Origin of the sequence: Shewanella sp. ENK2 (genome assembly GCF_043568515.1) — a bacterium.
GTDB classification, from domain to species: Bacteria; Pseudomonadota; Gammaproteobacteria; order Enterobacterales; family Shewanellaceae; genus Shewanella; species Shewanella japonica.
In genome coordinates, this window is record NZ_CP171406.1 from 3394509 (window position 1) to 3414727 (window position 20219).

Consider the following 20219-nt stretch of genomic DNA (forward strand, 5'->3'; position numbering starts at 1 on the left):
GTTTTATGAACATTTAATTTAGGTGAAAACATGCAGATTTCATTAAAAAAACAACAAGGAATAGTGCTATTTTTTTCCTTAATCGTGCTTGTTATTATGACCGTGATAGGTGTGGCTTTAGCTGTTAATTCGACCCAGTCACTTAGAATGGCGGGAGCAGGTTCTGAAAGAATTGAAGCTATGATATCAGTGCAAGGTGGTCAAGAAAAAATGCTTGCCGATAATAGCGGAGCAACAATGGCTAATATGGTTGCCGAAACTGTCATGAATGATGCAGCTTTAGGTGTTCAGAACACCATTACACCGATGACAATGGGCGTCGGAGATGATGTTTGCCAGCGTTCAGCTAAAGCTAATTCAGTTGAAATATTTTGTAAACGCCTTGAAGTTTCCAGTTCTGCAAACTTTGGACGAAGCAATTTAGGACAAGTAACAATAGTCTTGGGCTTTGAACAAGAAGTGTTGTCAGGGAGTTAATGATGAAAAATTTACTAATAAGTACACTTATTTTCGCGGTTATTGGTACTTGTGCTGATAGCTTTGCTGATGACACCGAATTATATGTTTTTGAGTCAACAGCCCGTTCAGGCTCTCGACCTCAAGTATTAATTATATTTGATACTTCAGGAAGTATGGGGACAAATTTCACCACAGATGTCCCATATGTTCGTGGTGACGAAAATGTAAATAGTGATGGTTCGCTGTTACAAAATACCAAACTGTTTTTTACTCGTAGTAGTAGTGATATTCCTCTTGCATCTAGTAATCAATACTTTTTACATGGAGTAAATGGCTGTGACGTCGGAGAGCAATATCTTGAAGACTACGGTATGTTTACTGGCTATATTCGTGAACATAAATACATCGGCGAAAATGGTACATGGTCTGAATTGCCTTTAACAGATGGTTCTGGAATTCAGCAGGTCGATTGTTATGAAGATATCGCTGAAGAAGTGTATTACAACAATAATACTAACTTTTGGGGTTTTCCTGTAGACGGTCTAGGTACGAGTGCAGATCCTATTAGATATACTGCAGCAGATAATACTTCAACTGCTGATGAACTAGCTGCCGCAATAGAAAAAGCGAAGTTAACAAATTTTGGTACTGGTCAGCCAATAACGTTATATACAGAGAAGTATGTTAACTGGTACCACAGTACAAAATCTCAAAAGAGCTATTCTCGGATGGATGTTGCTCAACGTGTAATTGAGGATACAATCGTTACGACTCCTGGTGTGGATTTTGGTTTGTCAGTATTTAACCGTAATGATAAAGATGGTTCGAGAAGTGGTGGTCGTATTGTCTATGGCATATCACCAACAACTGAAGCAACAAAGGGTAAACTTCTTACGACTATTGGTGACTTGAACGCTGATGGATATACTCCTCTTTGTGAAAACTTATATGAAGCATACCGCTATTTTGCGGGCAAAAGTGTTTGGTTTGGTAATGATGACCCATATAGAACGCCTTTACGTGATACGAGTATTGAAACTGGGGGCAGTTATGACTCGCCTTTTGTTGGAAAACAATGCCAAGACAAAGCCTATGTCATTTACGTAACTGATGGTGAACCAACAAGAGATAATAATGCAGATAGTCAAGTTCTTGCTTTAGATGGGGTAACAACTGCAGATAAATACGATGGGAACTACCTACCAGCTCTTGCAGGATGGATAAGTAATAACGATGTTAATACCAGTCTAGACGGCACGCAAACAGTTAATACTTATACTATTGGTTTTAGTTCTGGCGCAGCTAGCGCAGCACCCATACTTAAAGAAACTGCGTTACGTGGTAATGGTGCATATTATTCAGCTGCGGATGCTCAAAAACTACAAGAAGCATTACAAGCTATTTTTTCAAATATATTGGAAACGAATTCTAGTTTCACATCACCTTCTATTTCGAGTAATAACTTCGATAGAACACAAACCCTTGATTCTGTTTATTACGCAATGTTCTTACCTAATAAAGGGCCTCGATGGTTTGGCAATCTTAAGAAGTTTAAAGTAACTGGATCTGGTGATGTAGTAGATCAAGATGGTAATAATGCAATAGGTGATGATGGAAATCTTAAATCATCGGCTTGTTCTTTTTGGACTGCAAAATCAGTTTGTCAAGCTACAAGTGGGGGAGGAGATGGTAATGATGTCGCTATTGGTGGTGCAGCATTAATATTACAAGGGACCTCTAACAGAACCTTATATGGTAATTTTGGTTCAGGAGGAGAACTACAAGCATTTACTAAAACAAATGCAAGCAATAGCACTGGAATTTCTGGTGATGATGAGTTGGCATTATTTATGGGAGTTGATAAGTCTGAATTGGACAAACTGTTTGATTGGGCGACTGGTGTCGATGTAGATGATGATAATGGCAATAATTCAACAACTGAAAACCGTCAAGACATTATGGGTGACCCACTACATTCGAAACCCCTAGCAATTAACTACGGTACTGAAGGTTCACCGGATGTGAGAGTAATACTTGGCACTAACCATGGCTTTCTTCATATGTTCAAAGACAAAGGTGATGAAGTTGAAGAGAGTTGGGCGTTTATGCCTCAAGAGTTATTACCAAACCTTAGAGAGTTAAGGGCAAATGTCCCTACTGGGGTTCATTCTGTTTATGGTATTGATAGCTCTCCTGTTGCACATGTAAAAAGAACTGCTAGTGGTGTAATCGAAAAAGCTTGGTTGTATGTTGGGATGCGCCGTGGTGGTAAGTCTTATTATGCTCTAGATATTACTAACCCTGATGCTCCTAAATATTTGTGGAAAGTGGATCCTGACTCCCAAGGAATGTCAGAAATGGGTCAATCTTGGTCAGAGCCTGTAATAACTTATGTTCCTGGTTTCCCATCAGGAAGCACGTCGGTCGAAACTGCTTTACCGGTTGTTGTTATAGGTGGAGGTTATAACCCTTCGACTAAGGATGGTGATGGAGTTGGCTCTGATGATACAAATGGTCGTAGTGTATACGTTTTAAATGCTGAAACCGGGGCTCTCGTTCATCATTTTGGAACTGAATCAGGAACGAATAAAACTAAACTAGATGGAATTGCTGATAGCATTCCAAATAGGGTGGCTATTCTTGATAGTAATAATGATCGTTTAACAGATCGTATATATGCTACAGATACAGGTGCAAACGTGTGGCGTATGGATTTGCCAGGTGGTTCACCTGATGATTCAACTTCCCCTTGGACTGCACATAAATTTGCTAGTTTAGGTGGAGCATCACAGACTAACGATAGGCGATTTTTTGCTGAACCAGCCGTAGCTCAGACTATTTTCACAAATATATCTGATGTGACAGTAACGACTTCGGATGGCACTAGTACTATTCGATCGTATCAAAATGTCCCTTATGATGCTGTAACTGTTGGTACAGGACACAGGCCACATCCACTCGACACTTCGCGTGCTGATAAGTTCTTTGTTTTACAAGATAGGAATGTTGTTACTAAATCCTTCACTGGAGTTACGGGTAGTGAGATTCCTGAAGCATTAGATTTGTCGAACTTATATGATGTTTCTAGTGCTGCTCCATCAACTGAAGATGAAAATATCGAGTTTGGTAAAAAACGTGGATGGTATTATAGCTTTGGAGGAGTAGGTGAGAAAAGCTTATCAGCATCTACTATTGTGCAAGGTCGAGTTTTCTTTACTTCATATGTACCAGGGGTCGCTGAATCAGCAAATCAATGTTTAGTATCAGGTAAAGGACGTTTATATGGCTTTGATCTTCATAAAGGCACTCGCTCTTATACTCAAGAATATCTAGAAATGGGTGACCGAGTTCCTGATACTCCGCAGCTAGTGGTACCTCCAAACGGCGAAGATGAAAGCTACATGTATTTGATAGGAATTGGTGCTGCTGGAGAAGATATGAAGAAAGCTGATGAGCCCAATGATGATGGCTGTCCACCGGGTGATGATAAATGTATTGGTGGTGGTTTAGGCGTTAATAAAATTTATTATCATATAGAAGAGTAAGTTAGATGAAGATTAGAAATGGTTTTACATTAATCGAGGTAATGATTGCTGTTGTGATAATTGGTATTTTATCTTCAATTGCTTACCCTTCTTATACTCAGTTTGTGGCTAAAGGAGCCAGAGCTGATGGCCTAGCAGGCTTGATGGATGTAGCAAATAGACAAGAGCAGTTTTATTTAGATAATCGCAAATATACTGCAGATATGACTAAATTGGGTTTAAATGCCGACCCTTGGGTAGTTGATAATAATTATTATCAAATAGACTCGGTAGTTGTTAATAATACAAGCTTTACTTTGACTGCATCTGCTAAAGGAAGTCAAATTACACGAGACCCAAATTGTGTTTCTATTACGTTGACAGATACAGGAATTCGGTTGCCAAAGGAGTGTTGGAAATGATTAAAGCAATGGCTTTATTTTTAATGATCACTAGTTTTTCGACTTTCGCTGAAGAAGACGAAAAAAATAATACATATAAATGTTTTATTGAGACAAATTATGGCAACGATATTGCGACTTTCTTCTGGTTACCGAGTCAAGCAGTGCAAGAACAGGCTGCTATTTTGGCTCAAGAAGTGAGTACAATTTCAGGAAAGAGAGCTGTCGTTAGAGGGATAGAGCAATGTGTTCTAACTGAGGAGCCATTTAAATCAAAAAATGCACAAAAAATGGATGAGGAAATAAGTACATATTAATTAAGCTGTGGTTTGATTGTTTTATGAACTTGTTTGACAAGTTCATTTTAGGTTTGGACATTAAAAGAGTCTGTCTGCAGCTTAATTGAACTTTTAAAAGTCACATTTAATATTGATTGTGAGAAAAATTAATAGTTTTGGTGATTGCCAATGTACTTTATTGGCAATCAACAGATGATTCTATATCAGATATTCGTCCAGATATACCAATGGATATGCCTTTAGAGTCTGGATTTGTGGTAGAACCAGGACAATAAACAATACTACCAGATAGTCCTAAATTCATTAGTCCATCGGTATTAAATGTATATCGAGAGGCAGAGGATTTAATAAAGTCGTCACTGTTAAAACTATCAACGGTTCTTAAAATTGTATCTTGAATACCGTTCGTACTATCTAAAGAACCTAAAGTTCCATTATCAATAAATATGCTAAACCCTTGAGTCCAATCTGAGCCACAACTTGTGCCATTAAAAGGGCATATCGATACTCTGCTCCCGTAGCTTACCGCTTGACTCCTAGCAAACTGCAGGCTTGATTTAATCGTGCTCATATTACTACTTGCCCGCTGACCTTCGTATAACGAAGAAAAAGATGGAATCGCAATAGTGATTAAAATAGCGGAAACTACGACAGTAACCATAAGCTCAACTAACGTAAATCCTTTCGTTTTATGTATCATTTGGTAATATCCTTTGTTATATAATTGTAAGTATAACCAACAGGATAAATAAATTCATTGATTTGTTTAGGTTAAAATTACAAGACCATTAATTCTTACAAATGATTGTTTTCTTTGTTGAGAACCGGACTTTACCCGCTTGGTTTATAACGAGAGCTTTGGAGTTAGGGCTATTATGAGACTCTGGACAATAAGTGAGAGTCCCATTGGTACCTGATGCAAGGCCGTCAGGCTGATAGCGAACTGCTAGTCTATTATATTGGACTATATCTTCCTGATTAAACTGATTTACCTCTAATAGGATGACATCACTACTATTAAATTCATTAGTTTTTCCTGAATCAGTAAAAATAACGTAACCACTTTGCCAATCTCTGGAACACTTACCTTCAGATAAAGGGCATACAGTGACTCTTGTCCCGTAGTTAATGGCCATGTTGCGCGCAAATTGCATAGACTGTTGTATGGTTCTTAAATTACTATCAACTCTGAGTTGTTGCTGTAAATTTTTGAATGAAGGAAGAGCAATCATAGAGAGTAAACTAAAAATACTCATGGTTGTTATTAATTCGATTAGATTAAAGCCATTACTATAGCGAGAGAATTTCATTGATTTCCGTCCTTGGTTGTCAATTATAATTACTGAGTCCTTTCAATAATTGTTTTAACTATAGTGTGATTTTTGAAGTTTGCCGCTTCAAAGTAAAAAATAAATATGTAATTCAGATGAATCTCCAAATTGTTTCAAGTAACATAAACAACGAAAAATCATTATTAAGTTCAAATGCATAATTACCTAAAGAGTTCGCATCTCTTATAAACAGGAGTGATTGATGAAAAAAGTAGAAGCCATTATTAAACCGTTTAAACTTGATGATGTGCGAGAGTCACTTGCGGAAATAGGTATTACTGGGATGACAGTTCTAGAGGTTAAGGGCTTTGGTCGTCAAAAAGGCCACACAGAGCTTTATCGTGGTGCTGAATACATGGTGGACTTTTTACCTAAAGTTAAAATCGAATTGGTCATCCAAGATGAACAGTTAGATCAAGCAATTGAAGTGATTGTTGATACGGCAAGAACTGGTAAAATTGGTGACGGTAAGATTTTTGTTACTGATATTGAACGTGTTATTCGTATAAGAACGGGCGAAGAAAACGAAGAAGCTGTTTAATCTTTGACATTTTGAACAACAAAAAAGCCTCTAAATTTTAGAGGCTTTTTTGTCACTAACAACTATGATTAGCGAGTCGATGAAGAGTCTCTAATGACGGGCTCTGGAGTAAATACCATTGAGCGTTTTTCTACGGTCTCTTTACTGTTAGCAATTAGTAATTCAGTTGCGACTTTTGCAATTTTGACGTTAGGTTGATGCACCGTCGTCAGTTTAGGCCAAGTTTGGCGTGAGAATGGACTATCCTCAAAGCCTACGATGGAAAGATCTTTTGGGATATCTAATCCAGCTAATCTTGCGGCAAATAAAGCACCTGCGGCTATTTCATCGTTACATGCGACAATTGCAGTAGGACGCTGAGATAAATTTATTAACTTATTGGCATTTTCAACACCAGATTCAAAAGAGTACTGACCATCTAGTACCCAGTCAGTGTTTACGCTCAGTTGGTTTTGTTTTAATGCGCTTTTAAAACCACTTAATCGTTCTTTGGTTGATTCATGGTGCTGATCACCACTTAAAAATCCAATCTCTGTATGACCGATATCAATAAGGTGCTGTGTTATTTCTAAAGCGCCGTGCTTATCGTTTACTAGAACAGCTAATCCATTGTCTTCACAGGCTTTTTCTCCTGCAATAATGCGGACGTAGTTGGCATCTATTTCATCAAGTGCAGCTAAAATAGTAGGGTCCTCAGACATCGGAGGCGTTAATACTAGACCAGACAAACGTGAATGCTTAACCATCTTAGTTAATTCATCACAAATATCCGCTGATTTTGCATCACACGGGTGAATAAGTAATTCGTAACCTTTGTCTTGGCAAGCAGACAAAATACCATTTTGCATATCAATAATGTAATAAGCGTTGGGATTATCGTAGATAAAGCCGATGACGTAAGATTTAGTACTGGCAAGATTACGGGCAGCTAAATTGGGTTGGTAATTTAACTCATTGATCGCGGCATTGACTTTATCAATGGTGGCTTGTCTTACAGAGCTTTCTTTGTTCGTGACTCTTGATACTGTTTTGATTGATACGCCAGCATGTTTGGCAACATCATTGATGGTTACTTTCATTTGTTTATAGCTCTTTTATTCAGGCGAGTAGCTTAACAGTTATTTATCTCAATTTGATGACATTTATCCCCTAATAACGTGTCTTCAAACCGTGTACTTGACGAAATAACGGTAGCTCATATAACTCTAATAGTGCTTATTTTTACTTAATTAGGCAATCTCCAATTATCTATCTGGTTTGAACAGTGGCTTTTATAAAGAGCTTGTATCAAAAATGCTACAAATTATTATTTTTCTCAAGGCTTTGTTTTTTAATAGTTTAAGTGGGCATTTCTATCTTTCTTTAATTGTTTTTATAACAAAAAATGCTCAGTAAAGTTATTTTGTTGTGGCAAGACTGTTAATAATTGTGTAATGTTTGCTCTAGACATGACAGCGTTGTCATTCCGGTTGGAATGGTTATGTATCCAAAAACGATAATAAAGTTATGGAAGGGAAATGAAGATGCGACCTATTAATTTTAAGAAAAATGTTTTAGCAACTAACATTGCTATTTTGCTTGGCAGTATGGTTTCAGTAGGAGCAGTGGCTGCTGATGCTGAGACTGCTGAAGAAAACATTGAAAAAATCGAAGTAAAAGGCATGCGTGCCTCGATGAAGGCTTCGGTTAATGAAAAACGTTTTTCAAACTCAGTTGTTGATGCGGTAACTGCAGAAGATATTGGTAAATTTCCTGATGGTGACGTGGGTGAGTCATTAGGCCGTATACCAGGTGTAGCTGTAAACCGTCAGTTTGGCCAAGGCCAGCAAGTGTCAATTCGTGGTGCTTCAAGCAGCTTAACACGTACACTACTTAACGGACATTCAGTAGCTTCTACTGGTTGGTATGATCAACAGTCTATTGACCGTAGCTTTAACTACAGCTTACTACCGCCTGAAATGGTCGGTGGGATTGAAGTATATAAGTCATCTCAGGCTGATTTACCTGAAGGTGGCGTGGGCGGTACGGTAATTGTTAAAACACGTAAACCATTAGATCTAGATGCCAACACTGTATTCCTAAGTGCTAAAGGTGATTACGGCACAATCTCTGAAGAAACTGATCCTGAATTATCTGGCTTATACAGCTGGAAAAATGAAAACGAAAACTTTGGTTTCTTAATTTCTGCAGCGGGTTCTGAAACAACTTACCAACGTAATGGTATTGAATCATTGCTAGGTTGGGGTGATATCGTCCCTACGACATTCCAACAAGATCGTGAACGTACAGCGATTAATGGTGTATTCCAATATAACCCAACTGATAATTTAGAGTTTGGTTTGAACTTAATGAGCTTAGACATGAAAGCAAACAATGCTAACACGTCTTTATTCGTAATGTTCCCAGATGATAAAGATGCTGCTTGTGAGCAAAAAAATAGCAATGGTACATGTACCTTCTATCGCCGTGGTGCAGATGATGCAAACCCAGGTTGGGCACAAACTTGGGCTCGCCAAGCAAGCATGGATTCAAATACCGTAGATTTCGATTTCAAATATGAAGCCGATAGTTTCACTATGGAAGGCCGTGTTGGTAATACTAAATCTGAAGGTGGTACCGATTTAACTGCTAACTATGGTTTTTGGTTAGGTACACCAGCTGATTATGCTGGTACTTATGATGCGACTGGTGAAGTCATTAAAATTGATGTAGCAAATAAATCATTTGGTGCAGAAGATTTTGGTGGTCAGTTAGCGCCAGCAGGTTGGTCTTTAAAGAAACAACCTAACTCAGATGAAGAAACTTATGCACAATTTGACTTTACGATTCCTGTTGATTTAGGTGCAATTACCTCATTTAAAACAGGTGTGCGCTGGGCTGATCATGATGTTAAGCAAGAGACTTATCCTGCAATAGTCAATGCTGATGTCACTTCAAAAGATGCAACAGCTTACTATGGCGGTTCAATGTCTTCAGGTGCAGGTTACACGTTACCTGAGCCGAACCTTGACGCAATGCTAAAAGATGCAAAAGCGGCAATCAGTGGTTTCAGTAAAGACGGAACCGTTTATAAGTCAGGTTACGGTACAATTAACGAAGAAAACTTAGCATTATACTTAATGGCTGATTTTGAAGCCGACGGTATCCGCGGTAACTTTGGCCTACGTTATATTTCTACCGATGCGTCATCAGATTATTATGCACTTCAAGCTGACGGTTCTTATGCAGATAACTTAAGCACACTTGATGCAAGTTACAGTGATGTTTTACCTAGCATGAACATTGCTTTTGATGTTGCTAGTGATGTGATAATTCGTGCCTCTGCAGGACAAGTTATCTCACGTCCTAATTACGGTGACATGTTTGCATCTTCTGCGTTAGCGGGTTATGCAGACGGAACAGCGGGTAACGAAGTCGTCAACACAGGTAATATTGCCCTTGAGCCATTTAAAGCGACTCAAGCTGACTTAGGCGTTGAATGGTACTTCAGCCCTGATGGATTAATGAGTGCGGCATACTTTATTAAGGATATCAGTTCGTTTGTTACTTCTGATCAAATTCTTGACCAAAGTATCGGTATTATTGACCCTGATTCAGGTGAAGATAATTGGACTAAGTCAACCAAGAAAAACGGTACTGGCGGTCAAATTCAAGGTGTCGAACTACAAATCCAAGATGGTTTCGATAACGGATTTGGTTACTCTGCAAACTATACTTTTGCTGACTCAGACGCATCACCTGAAAATTACCCAGACGAAGTTAGCGTGTTCTCTGATTCTTCTAAGCACACAGTTAACTTAGTGGGTTATTACGAGATGGAAGACTTCTCGGCTCGTGTTGCTTATAACTGGCGTAGTGAATACATGATCCGCGAATTACCTGGTTTCTATGGTAACCGTGAGCACCAAGATTATGGCACATTGGATTTAAGTGCTAACTATAACATTACTGAATATTTAGGTGTTTCATTTGAAGTAGTTAACTTACTTGAAGAGGACAGTGTTCAGTTAGGTGTTGCACCAGATGGTGCGGATGTGAAACCAGAGCTAAAAGGTGGTTACCCAGCTTGGAGCTTTGAAGGTGAAGCTCGTTATAAAGTGGGCTTAAACCTACGCTTCTAATCGGTTAATTAATTCATAGCCGAGTCAAAAAAGCCTAGCAAATTGCTAGGCTTTTTATTAAATTAAGTCATTAACTGCAAAGCTGGTGGTTTGAATGAAAGTACAAAAAATAGTGATTGTAGGTGGTGGAACTGCAGGATGGTTAGCAGCAAACCATATTGGAAAAGCTGCGCAGCATTTAGCTGATGTTTCTGTCACGCTGATTGAATCACCAGATATCCCGACAATTGGTGTTGGTGAAGGAACGGTACCAGCGATTAAACAATCGTTACAAAGCTTCGGTATCAGTGAAACTGAGTTTATTCGTGAATGTGATGTAAGCTTTAAGCAATCAATTAAGTTTTGCAATTGGCTTGATAAAGATATTCATGGTGCCAATAACAGTTACCATCACTTGTTTGACGTACCAAGCCCGCTAGGGGAGAACCTTACCGATTATTGGTTACAACAAACCAAGCAACAGGCAACTAATCAGCAGAGTTTCTCTGCTACCGTTTCTCCTCAGCATTTTATTTGTGATGCCTTCAAAGCCCCCAAACTGATTACCACGCCAGAATATGGCGGCAAGGTTAGTTATGCTTACCACTTAAATGCAGCAAGATTTGCACAATTGTTAGCTAAAAATGCGACAACAAAATTTAATGTCACTCACCTAAAAGCCAATGTGCTTGATGCCAATATCGATGAGAAGGGCAATTTAACTTGCTTGAAAACGGATTCGTTAGGCGAGTTAGCTTTTGATTTTTATGTTGATGCAAGTGGCTTTGAGTCGATATTGCTTGCTAAAAAGCTAAAGGTTGGCTTTATTGATAAATCTAAGCAATTGTTTGTGAATAAAGCAATCGTTGCGCAAGTCCCTACCACTGAAGAACAAGTTATCCCGCCCTATACGATTGCTACTGCCCACCAAGCTGGTTGGGTTTGGGATATCGCCCTGCCGCAAAGGCGAGGAACAGGTTTTGTTTACTCAGATAATCATATGACATCAGCACAAGCTGAAGAAACGTTTGATCGATATTTAGGGGGTAAGTTAGCTTCACTTTCTTCAAGAGAAATTCCGATGAAAGTTGGCTATAGAGAAAAGTTCTGGGCTAAAAACTGTGTCTCATTGGGGCTTGCACAAGGTTTTTTAGAGCCTATTGAGGCTACCTCTATATTGTTAACCGACTTTGCCGCTGCCTATCTCTCGAAACGATTACCACAAGCATTATCGCAAATGCCTGCACTTGCCGAGCGATTTAATCACACAATGGGCTACGCTTGGGAGCGAGTGGTTGAGTTTGCTAAATTGCATTACTGTATTTCAGACAGACAAGACAGTGACTTCTGGCGAGATAACCGCTGTCCTGATTCAATCCCTAATCCTTTAAAGCAAAAGATGGCGTTATGGCAAAACTTTAGTCCTCTGACTGACGACTTGTTTTCTCGTTATGAAGTGTTCAACGTGGATAATTATTTATATGTGTTATACGGAATGAAATACGCTACACAAGTAAATCAATGTGATAAACAGTATTTGTTAGCAGCGCAGCAGACAAACAGAACAGATCCGACGGATTGGTCAAGGGTTAGCCGCAGAATTACCTGAGCATCGTGTTTTATTAGATAAAATAAAGCAATATGGCTTGAAAACCATCTAAAAGCCCCCAAATAAATAACATAGCCAGTGGTACTTTATTTCTTGATACGGTAACGTTAGCTGCAGATTAAATGATAATGGGCTTTTTGAGTCACTCTAAGTTGTAATATCAAGCTAGATAGTGAGTCATTTAAACAAAGCATCATTTAAAAATTTTGGGATTTGAATTTAATCTTCAAAAGAAATTTTTATTAAAAGGGACTTGAATCCCGAATTTTTATGTAAATCATTATTGATTAGAAGCGCCTGAAGGAGCCAAGATGTCTAACCAAATTACGTTACTTGAACATGCAAAACACGGTGATTTAAAAATCACTCCATCGAGCTTTAACCATGTAGCTGATCAGCACATTGTTCCAGTAACTTTGCACGAAATTGGTCGTGCAGCAACTGAATACCCAATTGTATTTGTTAAAAACAGTGATAGTGGTGAGTTCCAAGCCGTTGCGATGCTGGGCTTAAAGCCAGGCCAAAATTTAAGTATTAAAGATGGCAAATGGCAAGGTTTGTATATCCCTGCTGTTGTACGTGATTACCCACTCGGACTAGTATTAAACCCAGACGTTAAAGATAAAGTTTGGATTGGTATTCGTGAAGGTGCTGCTGAAGTTAGTAAAACAGAAGGCCAAGCATTATTCGAAGGCGAAAAAGAAACTGAATACCTAGAAAACCGTAAAAAAGCGCTTATTGCTCACTTTGAACAAGATCAAGCAAGCCGTAACATTCTAGGTTTCCTTGCAGAAAAAGAGTTACTCACTACGCAAACGCTAACGGTAGATGTTGCTGGTGAAAAACGCAATATCAATGGTCTATACTTAATTGATGAAGCAAAACTTAATGAGCTTTCAGACGAAGATTATTTAGAACTTAGAAAACGTGGTCTTCTAGGTCCTATCTACGGTCATCTTGCATCACTAAATCAAGTGAACCGTTTAGCACGCACTGAGATTATGTCTAAAGCATAATTTATAATGACGTAATTGTTGTCATTTACTCTAGTGAGTTTTGTAAAGTAAGTACGGCTTACCTTGCGGCAACAGACCTCATACAGGGCAAACATCTAGGCATTGTGAGTCAATTACGATTCACAGTGCCTTTTTTATGTTTGGTATATCAATGAAAACACTAAGTTGACTCATGAGTTTACTGTTTAATTCCAATTAAGCTTTTTTAAGGTAGAGGTTTTAAATAAGTAACTGTTTTAAAATACTAAAATTAAAGAATGTTAATTAACTGTGTGATTTGGTCAAATAAATGTAGAAATTTGATGGCTAATTCTGTAGATTACTAATGACAGCGTTGTCATTACTTGTTTGATTCGTTGTTTTAAGGTCCACATGAGTAAGGTAGAGGTCTTCTACTCATGTTTTGATTGTATTCCGGTCGGGCGGAATACAATTAATTTTTATACTTTTAGTCTCTCCCCAGAAACGAGTATAAGCTGGGTAACATATTTTGTTCCCAGCTATTTTTTTGCCTTTTTTATGATACATAGTCATTAGTTCGTTCGGTTTCAGTCACTGAGACACACTATACAAATCTGGGAAGGAATAAGATAAGTTGACCTATAAGACATTGACTAAACAACATAAAACTTTCTTGTTCCTGTTTGGCAAGTTTATGACAAATAAAGGCTGTTAAAGATTAAGAAATAGCGTAAACCATATTGCGTTACATCATTAGCTTAGGGATAAACTGAGGAAACTATGAAAAAGACCATCATCGCAACGGCTTTATTATTGTCACTTGGGGTAGTAGGTTGTCAGGGCGGGTCATCTGAGCGTCAAACCAACATTGAACAATCCTCTTGGACACAAGCCTCACTCAATCAATTCGCTAATGAACTAAAAGTCACTTATCGAGTGGTCACCAATATCCCTGAGCAAGCATGTTCAGCGGATCAAAAAGACCAACGTTGCTTTATCGCAGAAATCGATTTTTCAACTCCTGCTAATTACCCTAATGGTAACTGGTCCATTTTTTATAGCCAAATGAGACCCGTTCAAGCTGTGTTAAATCCTGAATTTGACATTAGTCGTGTTCAAGGCGATTTACATCAAATTACACCCACAAAAGCGTTTACTGGATTTAAAGCTGGCGAAATAAAGACTCTAGGGTTTCGTGGCGAGTTATGGCAGTTGTCTGAAACTGATCCAATGCCAAACTACTATATTACCGTCGACGGGTTAACGCCTGTTGTGATCAGCAGTACAAAGCTCATAATTGACCCTGAAACAGGCATGGAGCAACGTCCTTATGTGGAATCGTTTACCGATGCTGATAAGCAATACCGCCGTACAGAAAAAGATGCACTCGTTTGGGCGAAAGCAGATGTACTTTATCAAACCAATGAAAATGTAACCCTTGATAGCAGTTATGTCACTGACCGTATCATTCCGACCCCAGCTGACATTGTTGTTACCTCCACCAATAAGCCTGTGGATTTATCTTTGGGGATTAATGTTATTTACAATGAAGTAAACCCAAAGGCTGTAAAAGCATCACTTGCGCGCCTATCAAGGCTTGGTGTGAATGAGCTTGCTGGTGGCATCCCGCTTAAATTGGAGACATCTTCAACAATTGGGCAAGAAGGCTACAAGCTTGAAATTACAGAATCTGAATTAACGATTCAAGCGGCTGATGAAGCTGGTTTTTCATATGGTATTGCATCAATTACCGGATTATTATCTGCAGATGACTTATCTATAAATACCTTAACGGTAATTGATGCGCCACGTTATCAATTTCGAGGTATGCATGTTGATGTCGCAAGAAACTTTCATAGTAAGCAAATGATTTTAGACCTGATTGATCAAATGGCGGCTTATAAGTTAAATAAGCTTCATTTGCATATGGCTGACGATGAAGGTTGGCGTTTAGAAATCGATGGTTTACCTGAGTTAACCAATGTGGGTAGCAAGCGTTGCCATGATTTAACGGAAACACAATGTCTTATACCTCAATTAGGCAGTGGCCCATTTGCGGATAGCGATGTAAATGGTTACTACAGTAAAGCCGATTATATCGAGATATTGAATTATGCCACCGCTCGTCAAGTGGAAGTTATTCCATCAATGGATATGCCTGGTCACTCAAGGGCTGCAATTAAATCAATGGATGCACGCTATCGTCATTATATGGAAGCAGGGGATAGTGAAGCCGCTAAAGAGTATTTACTGTCAGATGCTGCAGATAAGACAGTGTACTCGTCAGTGCAATATTATAATGACAATACCTTAAATGTTTGTATGGAATCGACGTTTCACTTTGTTGATAAAGTCATCAGCGAAATAGCCAAGCTTCACCAAGCTGCGGATCACCCGTTAAATCGATACCATATTGGCGCTGATGAAACTGCTGGTGCGTGGAAGCAATCTCCTCAGTGTCTTGATTTTGTTGCTAATAACGATAAAGGCGTGACATCAGTTGATGATTTAGGTGCCTACTTTATTGAACGCTTATCAAATTCGTTAGCTGACAAAGGTATTCAACCTGCAGGTTGGAGTGATGGTATGAGCCACACTAACCCCGCAAATATGCCTCAAAATGCACAGTCTAATATTTGGGATGTCATATCACATCAAGGTTATAAGCGAGCTCATAAACAAGCAAATCTAGGTTGGGATACCGTATTGTCAAATCCTGAGGTGTTATATTTCGACTTCCCATATGAAGCAGATCCTAAGGAGCACGGCTATTACTGGGCTGGACGTGCGCAAAATAGTCAAAAAATATTTTCATTTATGCCAGATAACCTTCCTGCCAATGCTGAACAATGGACTGACATCGAAGGCCAAGCCTTTACCGCTGATGATACCGTTCAACAAGATGAGCAGGGGAATGACATATCAGGCCCGTTACAACAAGGAAAAGGCTTTACTGGTATTCAAGGTCAACTGTGGAGCGAAACAGTGCGCAGTGATGATGTCGCTGAATACATGATTTATCCACGATTATTAATGTTGGCAGAAAAAGCATGGCATAAAGGAAGCTGGGAAGTGCCATATCGATATGAAGGCGCTATTTATAGTCAAGATTCTGGTTACTTCACTGCGGAAATGCGACTCAAACAACAGCAGCAATGGAATGAACTTGCAAATGCACTTGGACAAAAAGAGCTTCACAAGCTTGATTTAGCAAACATTGCTTATCGATTACCAACGGTGGGGGCTAAAGTTATTAATGGTAAATTACATGCCAATATCGCTTTTCCAGGACTGAGAATTGAGTATCGTGTCAATAATAAACAGTGGCTTCCTTATACCGAGCCCGTTGCTGTGAATGGCAAAGTGGAAGTGAGAAGTATCTCTCCTGATGGTAAACGAAAAGGCAGAAGTTTATTGCTGTAGATAGTTAATATTGCACTTCACTAAAAGGCGTTAAACACTTTGTTAACGCCTTTTTGCTTTGTTTTATACCATTAAGTCTGATTCTCTTTAATTAATCACTAAACGATTACTATTTTATTTTCTTTGTAAACAGAGTGTTAGGCTTATTGCTTGATGCTTATTTATCTTAGTTCTAAAAAATAAATGACAACGCTGTCATTTGTGGTGTAACATAAAGTTAACTTATTCAAAGGGCCACCTATAACGTTAGTTTGTGCATCTTTATAACGTTGTTTTTTAGTCATCATCTTGGGCTCAAATAGAAGAGATAAGAGGGATATCATGGGCGTTAACCTGCAAAATGAATCACAGCTTTTTATTGGTATTGATGGCGGAGGCAGTAAATGTCGCGCCACGATTTATTCTCCTAAGATGGGTGTGATTGGAACTGGTGTTGCTGGGCGTGCTAACCCCTTCACGGCTTAGAACAAACTTTCGAATCAATCCGCCAATCAACCGACTTAGCGATAGCAGACGCAAACCTAACTCAAGCTGATATCAAGACGTTAGTCGCAGGCCTTGGCCTTGCAGGGGTCAATGTGCCTCGCCTATATCAATTGATAAATGAATGGCAGCATCCATTTGCTCATATGTATCTCACTACCGATTTACATACTGCCTGTATTGGTGCGCACAACGGTGAGGATGGCGCGGTCATTATTACTGGCACAGGGTCTTGCGGTTACGCACATGTTGGAGAGCAAAGCTTACTGGTTGGTGGGCATGGGTTTGCTTTAGGCGATAAAGGTAGCGGTGCATGGCTAGGTCAACAAGCCGCAGAACATGCTTTATTAAACCTTGATGGGTTTGCGCAAGACAGTCAGTTAACGCAATTAATCTTAGCGCATTTTAACGTCTCAGACGCTATCGGAATTGTTGAAAACCTAGCAGGTCAATCATCGAGTACGTATGCCAAATTAGCTCGGCTGGTAATTCAAAGTGCCGAACAAGGTGATGTTGTTGCGATAGAGATTGTTAAACAAGGTGCAAAATATATCAGTGATATGGCACGTAAGCTTTTTACACTCGAACCGCGTCGTTTTTCAATGATCGGCGGTTTAGCTGAGCCCTTACAAAAATGGCTTGATAGTGATGTCGGGCAGCAGGTTCAGCCAGCGCTCGCTCAACCTGAAATCGGCGCCATCTTATTCGCACAACAGCAATACAGCAAACATCAAGGCTAATAGGTTAACAATTCAACCAGCTAGTCATTTTTCCAATTTATTCGACAATATTGAAAAAGGTTATACCGATGACAAATACCATTATGGAGCTAGAAGCTCGCTCTGCACCGCAAAAAATTGCTGAACAATTAGCTGCTAATGCGGGGCTAACTAAGGAACTTGGTGAGAAGCTGCGTAATTTTAAACCTAAGTTTGTAATGATTGTTGGCCGAGGCTCTTCAGATCATGCGGGTGTGTTTGCAAAATATTTATTTGAAATTGAAGTAGGTATTCCAACATTTGCTGCTGCACCATCGGTAGCCAGCGTATACGGTAAAAGCTTGCAACTTGAAGGCGGGTTAGTCATCGTTATTTCACAATCAGGTCGAAGCCCTGATATTTTAGCGCAAGCAAGAATGGCAAAAAACGCCGGTGCTTTTTGTGTGGCATTAGTAAATGATGAAACCGCGCCGATAAAAGATATCGTTGATGTTGTTTTACCTCTAAGAGCGGGTGAAGAAAAAGCAGTAGCAGCCACTAAAAGCTATTTAGCGACACTTTCAGCGATTGTTCAATTAACTGCAGAGTGGACTCAAAGTGAATCATTGGCAGCGGCTGTAGATTCAATGCCTAAAGCACTTCAAACAGCAGTAGATGCAGAACCTCAATTGACTGCAGAGTCTTTAGAGGGAGTTAAGAATCTTGTTGTTTTAGGCCGCGGTCTTGGATATGCCGTTACGAAAGAGCTAGCGCTTAAAATGAAAGAAGTGTGTTCTATTCATGCCGAATCCTTTAGTAGTGCAGAGTTTTTACATGGTCCGGTGACATTAGTTGAGAAAAAGCTGACCATTGTTGACGCTTGTATCAATGATGAGTCTTTAGAAAGCCATGTTGAGCAAGTAAATAACGTCACTGAGCGTGGTGCTGATGTGGTTCATTTGAATCAAACCTCAAATGATATTCACCCGCGTATTGCGCCACTGGCGCTGTTGCAGCGTTTTTATATTGATGTCGCCGCCGTAGCGGTTGCGCGTGGCATTGATCCAGATCAGCCTGAAGGCCTCAAGAAAGTAACACAAACCTTGTAATGTAAGTTGATGATATTTACTCACCTTATTGGTGTTAATTAAGCCTAGATGTAAAGAGACTCAAGATGAAACAAACCCTAATTGTAGATAAGTATTTTGATGGCGAGCAATTTCAGCCGCGAGCTGCGATTACCATAGATAATGGGATGATCACTGCTATCAACGCTATAGCTGAAAAGGGACTGGATCTGCAATTGGTGAATGAAGATGCATTAGAAAATGTGACTCATTTACAAGGAACGCTAGTTCCTGGGTTTGTTGATGTTCAGGTTAATGGTGGAGGTGGGGCGTTATTTAATGCTGAACCTACACCTGAGTGTATCAGCATCATAGGCAATGCTCATGCGAAGTTTGGAACCACTGGCTTTTTACCAACCTTAATAACTGATCAAGTTGAGGTAATGGAAAAAGCGGCCGATGCCGTTGCAGAAGCCATTAAGCTTAAAACACCAGGGGTATTGGGTATTCATTTTGAAGGGCCGCATTTGAGTGTCCCTAAAAAAGGGGTACATCCTCAATCCTTTATTCGTGAAATTTCTGCGGCTGAGATGGCTATTTTTGCTCGCCCAGATTTAGGTATCAAACTTGTCACCTTAGCACCTGAAAACGTTTCAGTTGAGGTGATAAAAACATTAGTCGAACATGATGTAAAAGTCTGCCTAGGGCATTCAAATGCTGATTACGAGACGGTTAATGCTGCGTTGGATGCAGGCGCAGATGGATTCACACACTTATTCAATGCAATGTCAGGTTTTGGTTCCCGTGAACCTGGCATGGTAGGTGCTGCGCTAGAAAGCGAAAAGGCTTGGTGCGGATTAATTGTTGATGGACACCATGTGCATAGTGCAACAGCGAAAGTGGCTATTAAGGCTAAACAGCAAGGTAAAGTGATGTTGGTGACTGATGCGATGCCGCCAGTGGGTATGGGTGATAATGCTAGCTTTGAATTATTTGGCACTAAAGTTATAAGGCAAGGCGACAGACTTAATGCAACAACAGGTGAACTTGCAGGTTGTGTATTAGATATGGTTGGTGCAGTGAATAACACTGTGCGCATGCTAGGTTTACGCCATGAAGAAGCATTAAGAATGGCATCACTTTATCCGTCTCAATATTTACAGAAACCTCAGCTAGGCCGAATTTCAGTCGGTCAGCAAGCTGACTTAGTGTTATTGAATACGCAAAATAATGTCAGTGCAACTTATATAGCTGGTGAGTTAGTGTATTCTTCTGACTGCCCACAGCGGGCTAGGTAGTCGCCAATG

The 20219-nt window shown here is 39.5% G+C and carries 13 protein-coding genes and 2 pseudogenes; 12 read left to right on the plus strand and 3 right to left on the minus strand.

Annotation, left to right across the window (positions count from 1 at the left end):
* Window positions 1-30 precede the first annotated feature (30 nt).
* Genes ACGEDC_RS14915 through ACGEDC_RS14930 form a run of 4 tightly spaced genes read left to right on the plus strand, consistent with a single transcriptional unit; the run spans window position 31 to window position 4701 of the window.
* The gene (locus ACGEDC_RS14915; protein ID WP_119968916.1) at window positions 31-477 is read left to right on the plus strand and encodes a pilus assembly PilX family protein; all 447 of its coding nucleotides are present in this window, start codon (window positions 31-33) and stop codon (window positions 475-477) included.
* Window positions 477-4004, plus strand: coding sequence for a pilus assembly protein (locus ACGEDC_RS14920; RefSeq protein WP_394494129.1), 3528 nt, complete (start codon window positions 477-479; stop codon window positions 4002-4004). Before ACGEDC_RS14915 ends, ACGEDC_RS14920 begins: the two co-directional genes overlap by 1 nt.
* A 5-nt stretch (window positions 4005-4009) precedes the next feature.
* The gene (locus tag ACGEDC_RS14925; protein WP_394494131.1) at window positions 4010-4405 is read left to right on the plus strand and encodes a type IV pilin protein; all 396 of its coding nucleotides are present in this window, start codon (window positions 4010-4012) and stop codon (window positions 4403-4405) included.
* Window positions 4402-4701, plus strand: coding sequence for a TapY2 family type IVa secretion system protein (locus ACGEDC_RS14930; RefSeq protein WP_372037371.1), 300 nt, complete (start codon window positions 4402-4404; stop codon window positions 4699-4701). Before ACGEDC_RS14925 ends, ACGEDC_RS14930 begins: the two co-directional genes overlap by 4 nt.
* Before the next feature lie 157 nt (window positions 4702-4858).
* Here ACGEDC_RS14930 and ACGEDC_RS14935 read toward each other — a convergent pair whose 3' ends face one another.
* Entirely contained in the window at window positions 4859-5383 is a 525-nt protein-coding gene (locus ACGEDC_RS14935) for a GspH/FimT family pseudopilin (RefSeq protein WP_394494134.1), read from the minus strand.
* 88 nt (window positions 5384-5471) lie between these two features.
* Window positions 5472-5993, minus strand: a complete 522-nt coding sequence (locus ACGEDC_RS14940) for a GspH/FimT family pseudopilin (protein ID WP_192022346.1) — start codon at window positions 5991-5993, stop codon at window positions 5472-5474.
* A 223-nt stretch (window positions 5994-6216) separates the two neighbouring features.
* On the opposite strand from ACGEDC_RS14940, the gene ACGEDC_RS14945 reads away from it, so the two are divergent.
* Window positions 6217-6555: a P-II family nitrogen regulator gene (locus tag ACGEDC_RS14945; RefSeq protein WP_055025643.1), complete on the plus strand. Its 339-nt coding sequence runs from the start codon at window positions 6217-6219 to the stop codon at window positions 6553-6555.
* Window positions 6556-6623: 68 nt separating this feature from the next.
* On the opposite strand, the gene ACGEDC_RS14950 is transcribed toward ACGEDC_RS14945, so the two are convergent.
* Complete coding sequence (locus tag ACGEDC_RS14950) at window positions 6624-7634, minus strand: LacI family DNA-binding transcriptional regulator (protein ID WP_394494137.1); 1011 nt, start codon at window positions 7632-7634, stop codon at window positions 6624-6626.
* 444 nt (window positions 7635-8078) lie between these two features.
* Here ACGEDC_RS14950 and ACGEDC_RS14955 point away from each other — a divergent pair, with 444 nt between their 5' ends.
* The 7 genes and pseudogenes from ACGEDC_RS14955 to nagA all read left to right on the plus strand — a co-directional run bounded on the left by ACGEDC_RS14955 (window position 8079) and on the right by nagA (window position 20210).
* The gene (locus ACGEDC_RS14955; RefSeq protein ID WP_055025645.1) at window positions 8079-10676 is read left to right on the plus strand and encodes a TonB-dependent receptor; all 2598 of its coding nucleotides are present in this window, start codon (window positions 8079-8081) and stop codon (window positions 10674-10676) included.
* Window positions 10677-10770: 94 nt separating this feature from the next.
* Window positions 10771-12316 (plus strand): annotated as a pseudogene (locus ACGEDC_RS14960) (tryptophan halogenase family protein).
* A 259-nt stretch (window positions 12317-12575) separates the two neighbouring features.
* Window positions 12576-13280: a SapC family protein gene (locus ACGEDC_RS14965; protein ID WP_055025647.1), complete on the plus strand. Its 705-nt coding sequence runs from the start codon at window positions 12576-12578 to the stop codon at window positions 13278-13280.
* Between the two features lie 741 nt (window positions 13281-14021).
* On the plus strand, window positions 14022-16664 hold the full coding sequence (locus ACGEDC_RS14970) for a family 20 glycosylhydrolase (RefSeq protein ID WP_394494140.1): 2643 nt from the start codon (window positions 14022-14024) through the stop codon (window positions 16662-16664).
* A 321-nt stretch (window positions 16665-16985) separates the two neighbouring features.
* Window positions 16986-17887: pseudogene (gene nagK, locus ACGEDC_RS14975) on the plus strand (N-acetylglucosamine kinase).
* A 68-nt stretch (window positions 17888-17955) separates the two neighbouring features.
* Window positions 17956-18954 (plus strand): glucosamine-6-phosphate deaminase NagB-II, encoded by a 999-nt coding sequence (gene nagB-II, locus ACGEDC_RS14980; protein WP_065109067.1) that lies wholly within the window; start codon window positions 17956-17958, stop codon window positions 18952-18954.
* A 65-nt stretch (window positions 18955-19019) separates the two neighbouring features.
* Window positions 19020-20210 carry an N-acetylglucosamine-6-phosphate deacetylase gene (gene nagA / locus ACGEDC_RS14985; protein ID WP_394494143.1) on the plus strand — a complete coding sequence of 397 codons (1191 nt, stop codon included), beginning with the start codon at window positions 19020-19022 and terminating at the stop codon, window positions 20208-20210.
* Window positions 20211-20219 lie beyond the last annotated feature (9 nt).

Coding starts and splice junctions, on each gene's coding strand:
- ACGEDC_RS14915 (WP_119968916.1), top strand. CDS start 31: ATGCAGATTTCATTAAAAAAACAACAAGGAATAGTGCTATTTTTTTCC.
- ACGEDC_RS14920 (WP_394494129.1), top strand. CDS start 477: ATGATGAAAAATTTACTAATAAGTACACTTATTTTCGCGGTTATTGGT.
- ACGEDC_RS14925 (WP_394494131.1), top strand. CDS start 4,010: ATGAAGATTAGAAATGGTTTTACATTAATCGAGGTAATGATTGCTGTT.
- ACGEDC_RS14930 (WP_372037371.1), top strand. CDS start 4,402: ATGATTAAAGCAATGGCTTTATTTTTAATGATCACTAGTTTTTCGACT.
- ACGEDC_RS14935 (WP_394494134.1), bottom strand. CDS start 5,383: ATGATACATAAAACGAAAGGATTTACGTTAGTTGAGCTTATGGTTACT.
- ACGEDC_RS14940 (WP_192022346.1), bottom strand. CDS start 5,993: ATGAAATTCTCTCGCTATAGTAATGGCTTTAATCTAATCGAATTAATA.
- ACGEDC_RS14945 (WP_055025643.1), top strand. CDS start 6,217: ATGAAAAAAGTAGAAGCCATTATTAAACCGTTTAAACTTGATGATGTG.
- ACGEDC_RS14950 (WP_394494137.1), bottom strand. CDS start 7,634: ATGAAAGTAACCATCAATGATGTTGCCAAACATGCTGGCGTATCAATC.
- ACGEDC_RS14955 (WP_055025645.1), top strand. CDS start 8,079: ATGCGACCTATTAATTTTAAGAAAAATGTTTTAGCAACTAACATTGCT.
- ACGEDC_RS14965 (WP_055025647.1), top strand. CDS start 12,576: ATGTCTAACCAAATTACGTTACTTGAACATGCAAAACACGGTGATTTA.
- ACGEDC_RS14970 (WP_394494140.1), top strand. CDS start 14,022: ATGAAAAAGACCATCATCGCAACGGCTTTATTATTGTCACTTGGGGTA.
- nagB-II (WP_065109067.1), top strand. CDS start 17,956: ATGACAAATACCATTATGGAGCTAGAAGCTCGCTCTGCACCGCAAAAA.
- nagA (WP_394494143.1), top strand. CDS start 19,020: ATGAAACAAACCCTAATTGTAGATAAGTATTTTGATGGCGAGCAATTT.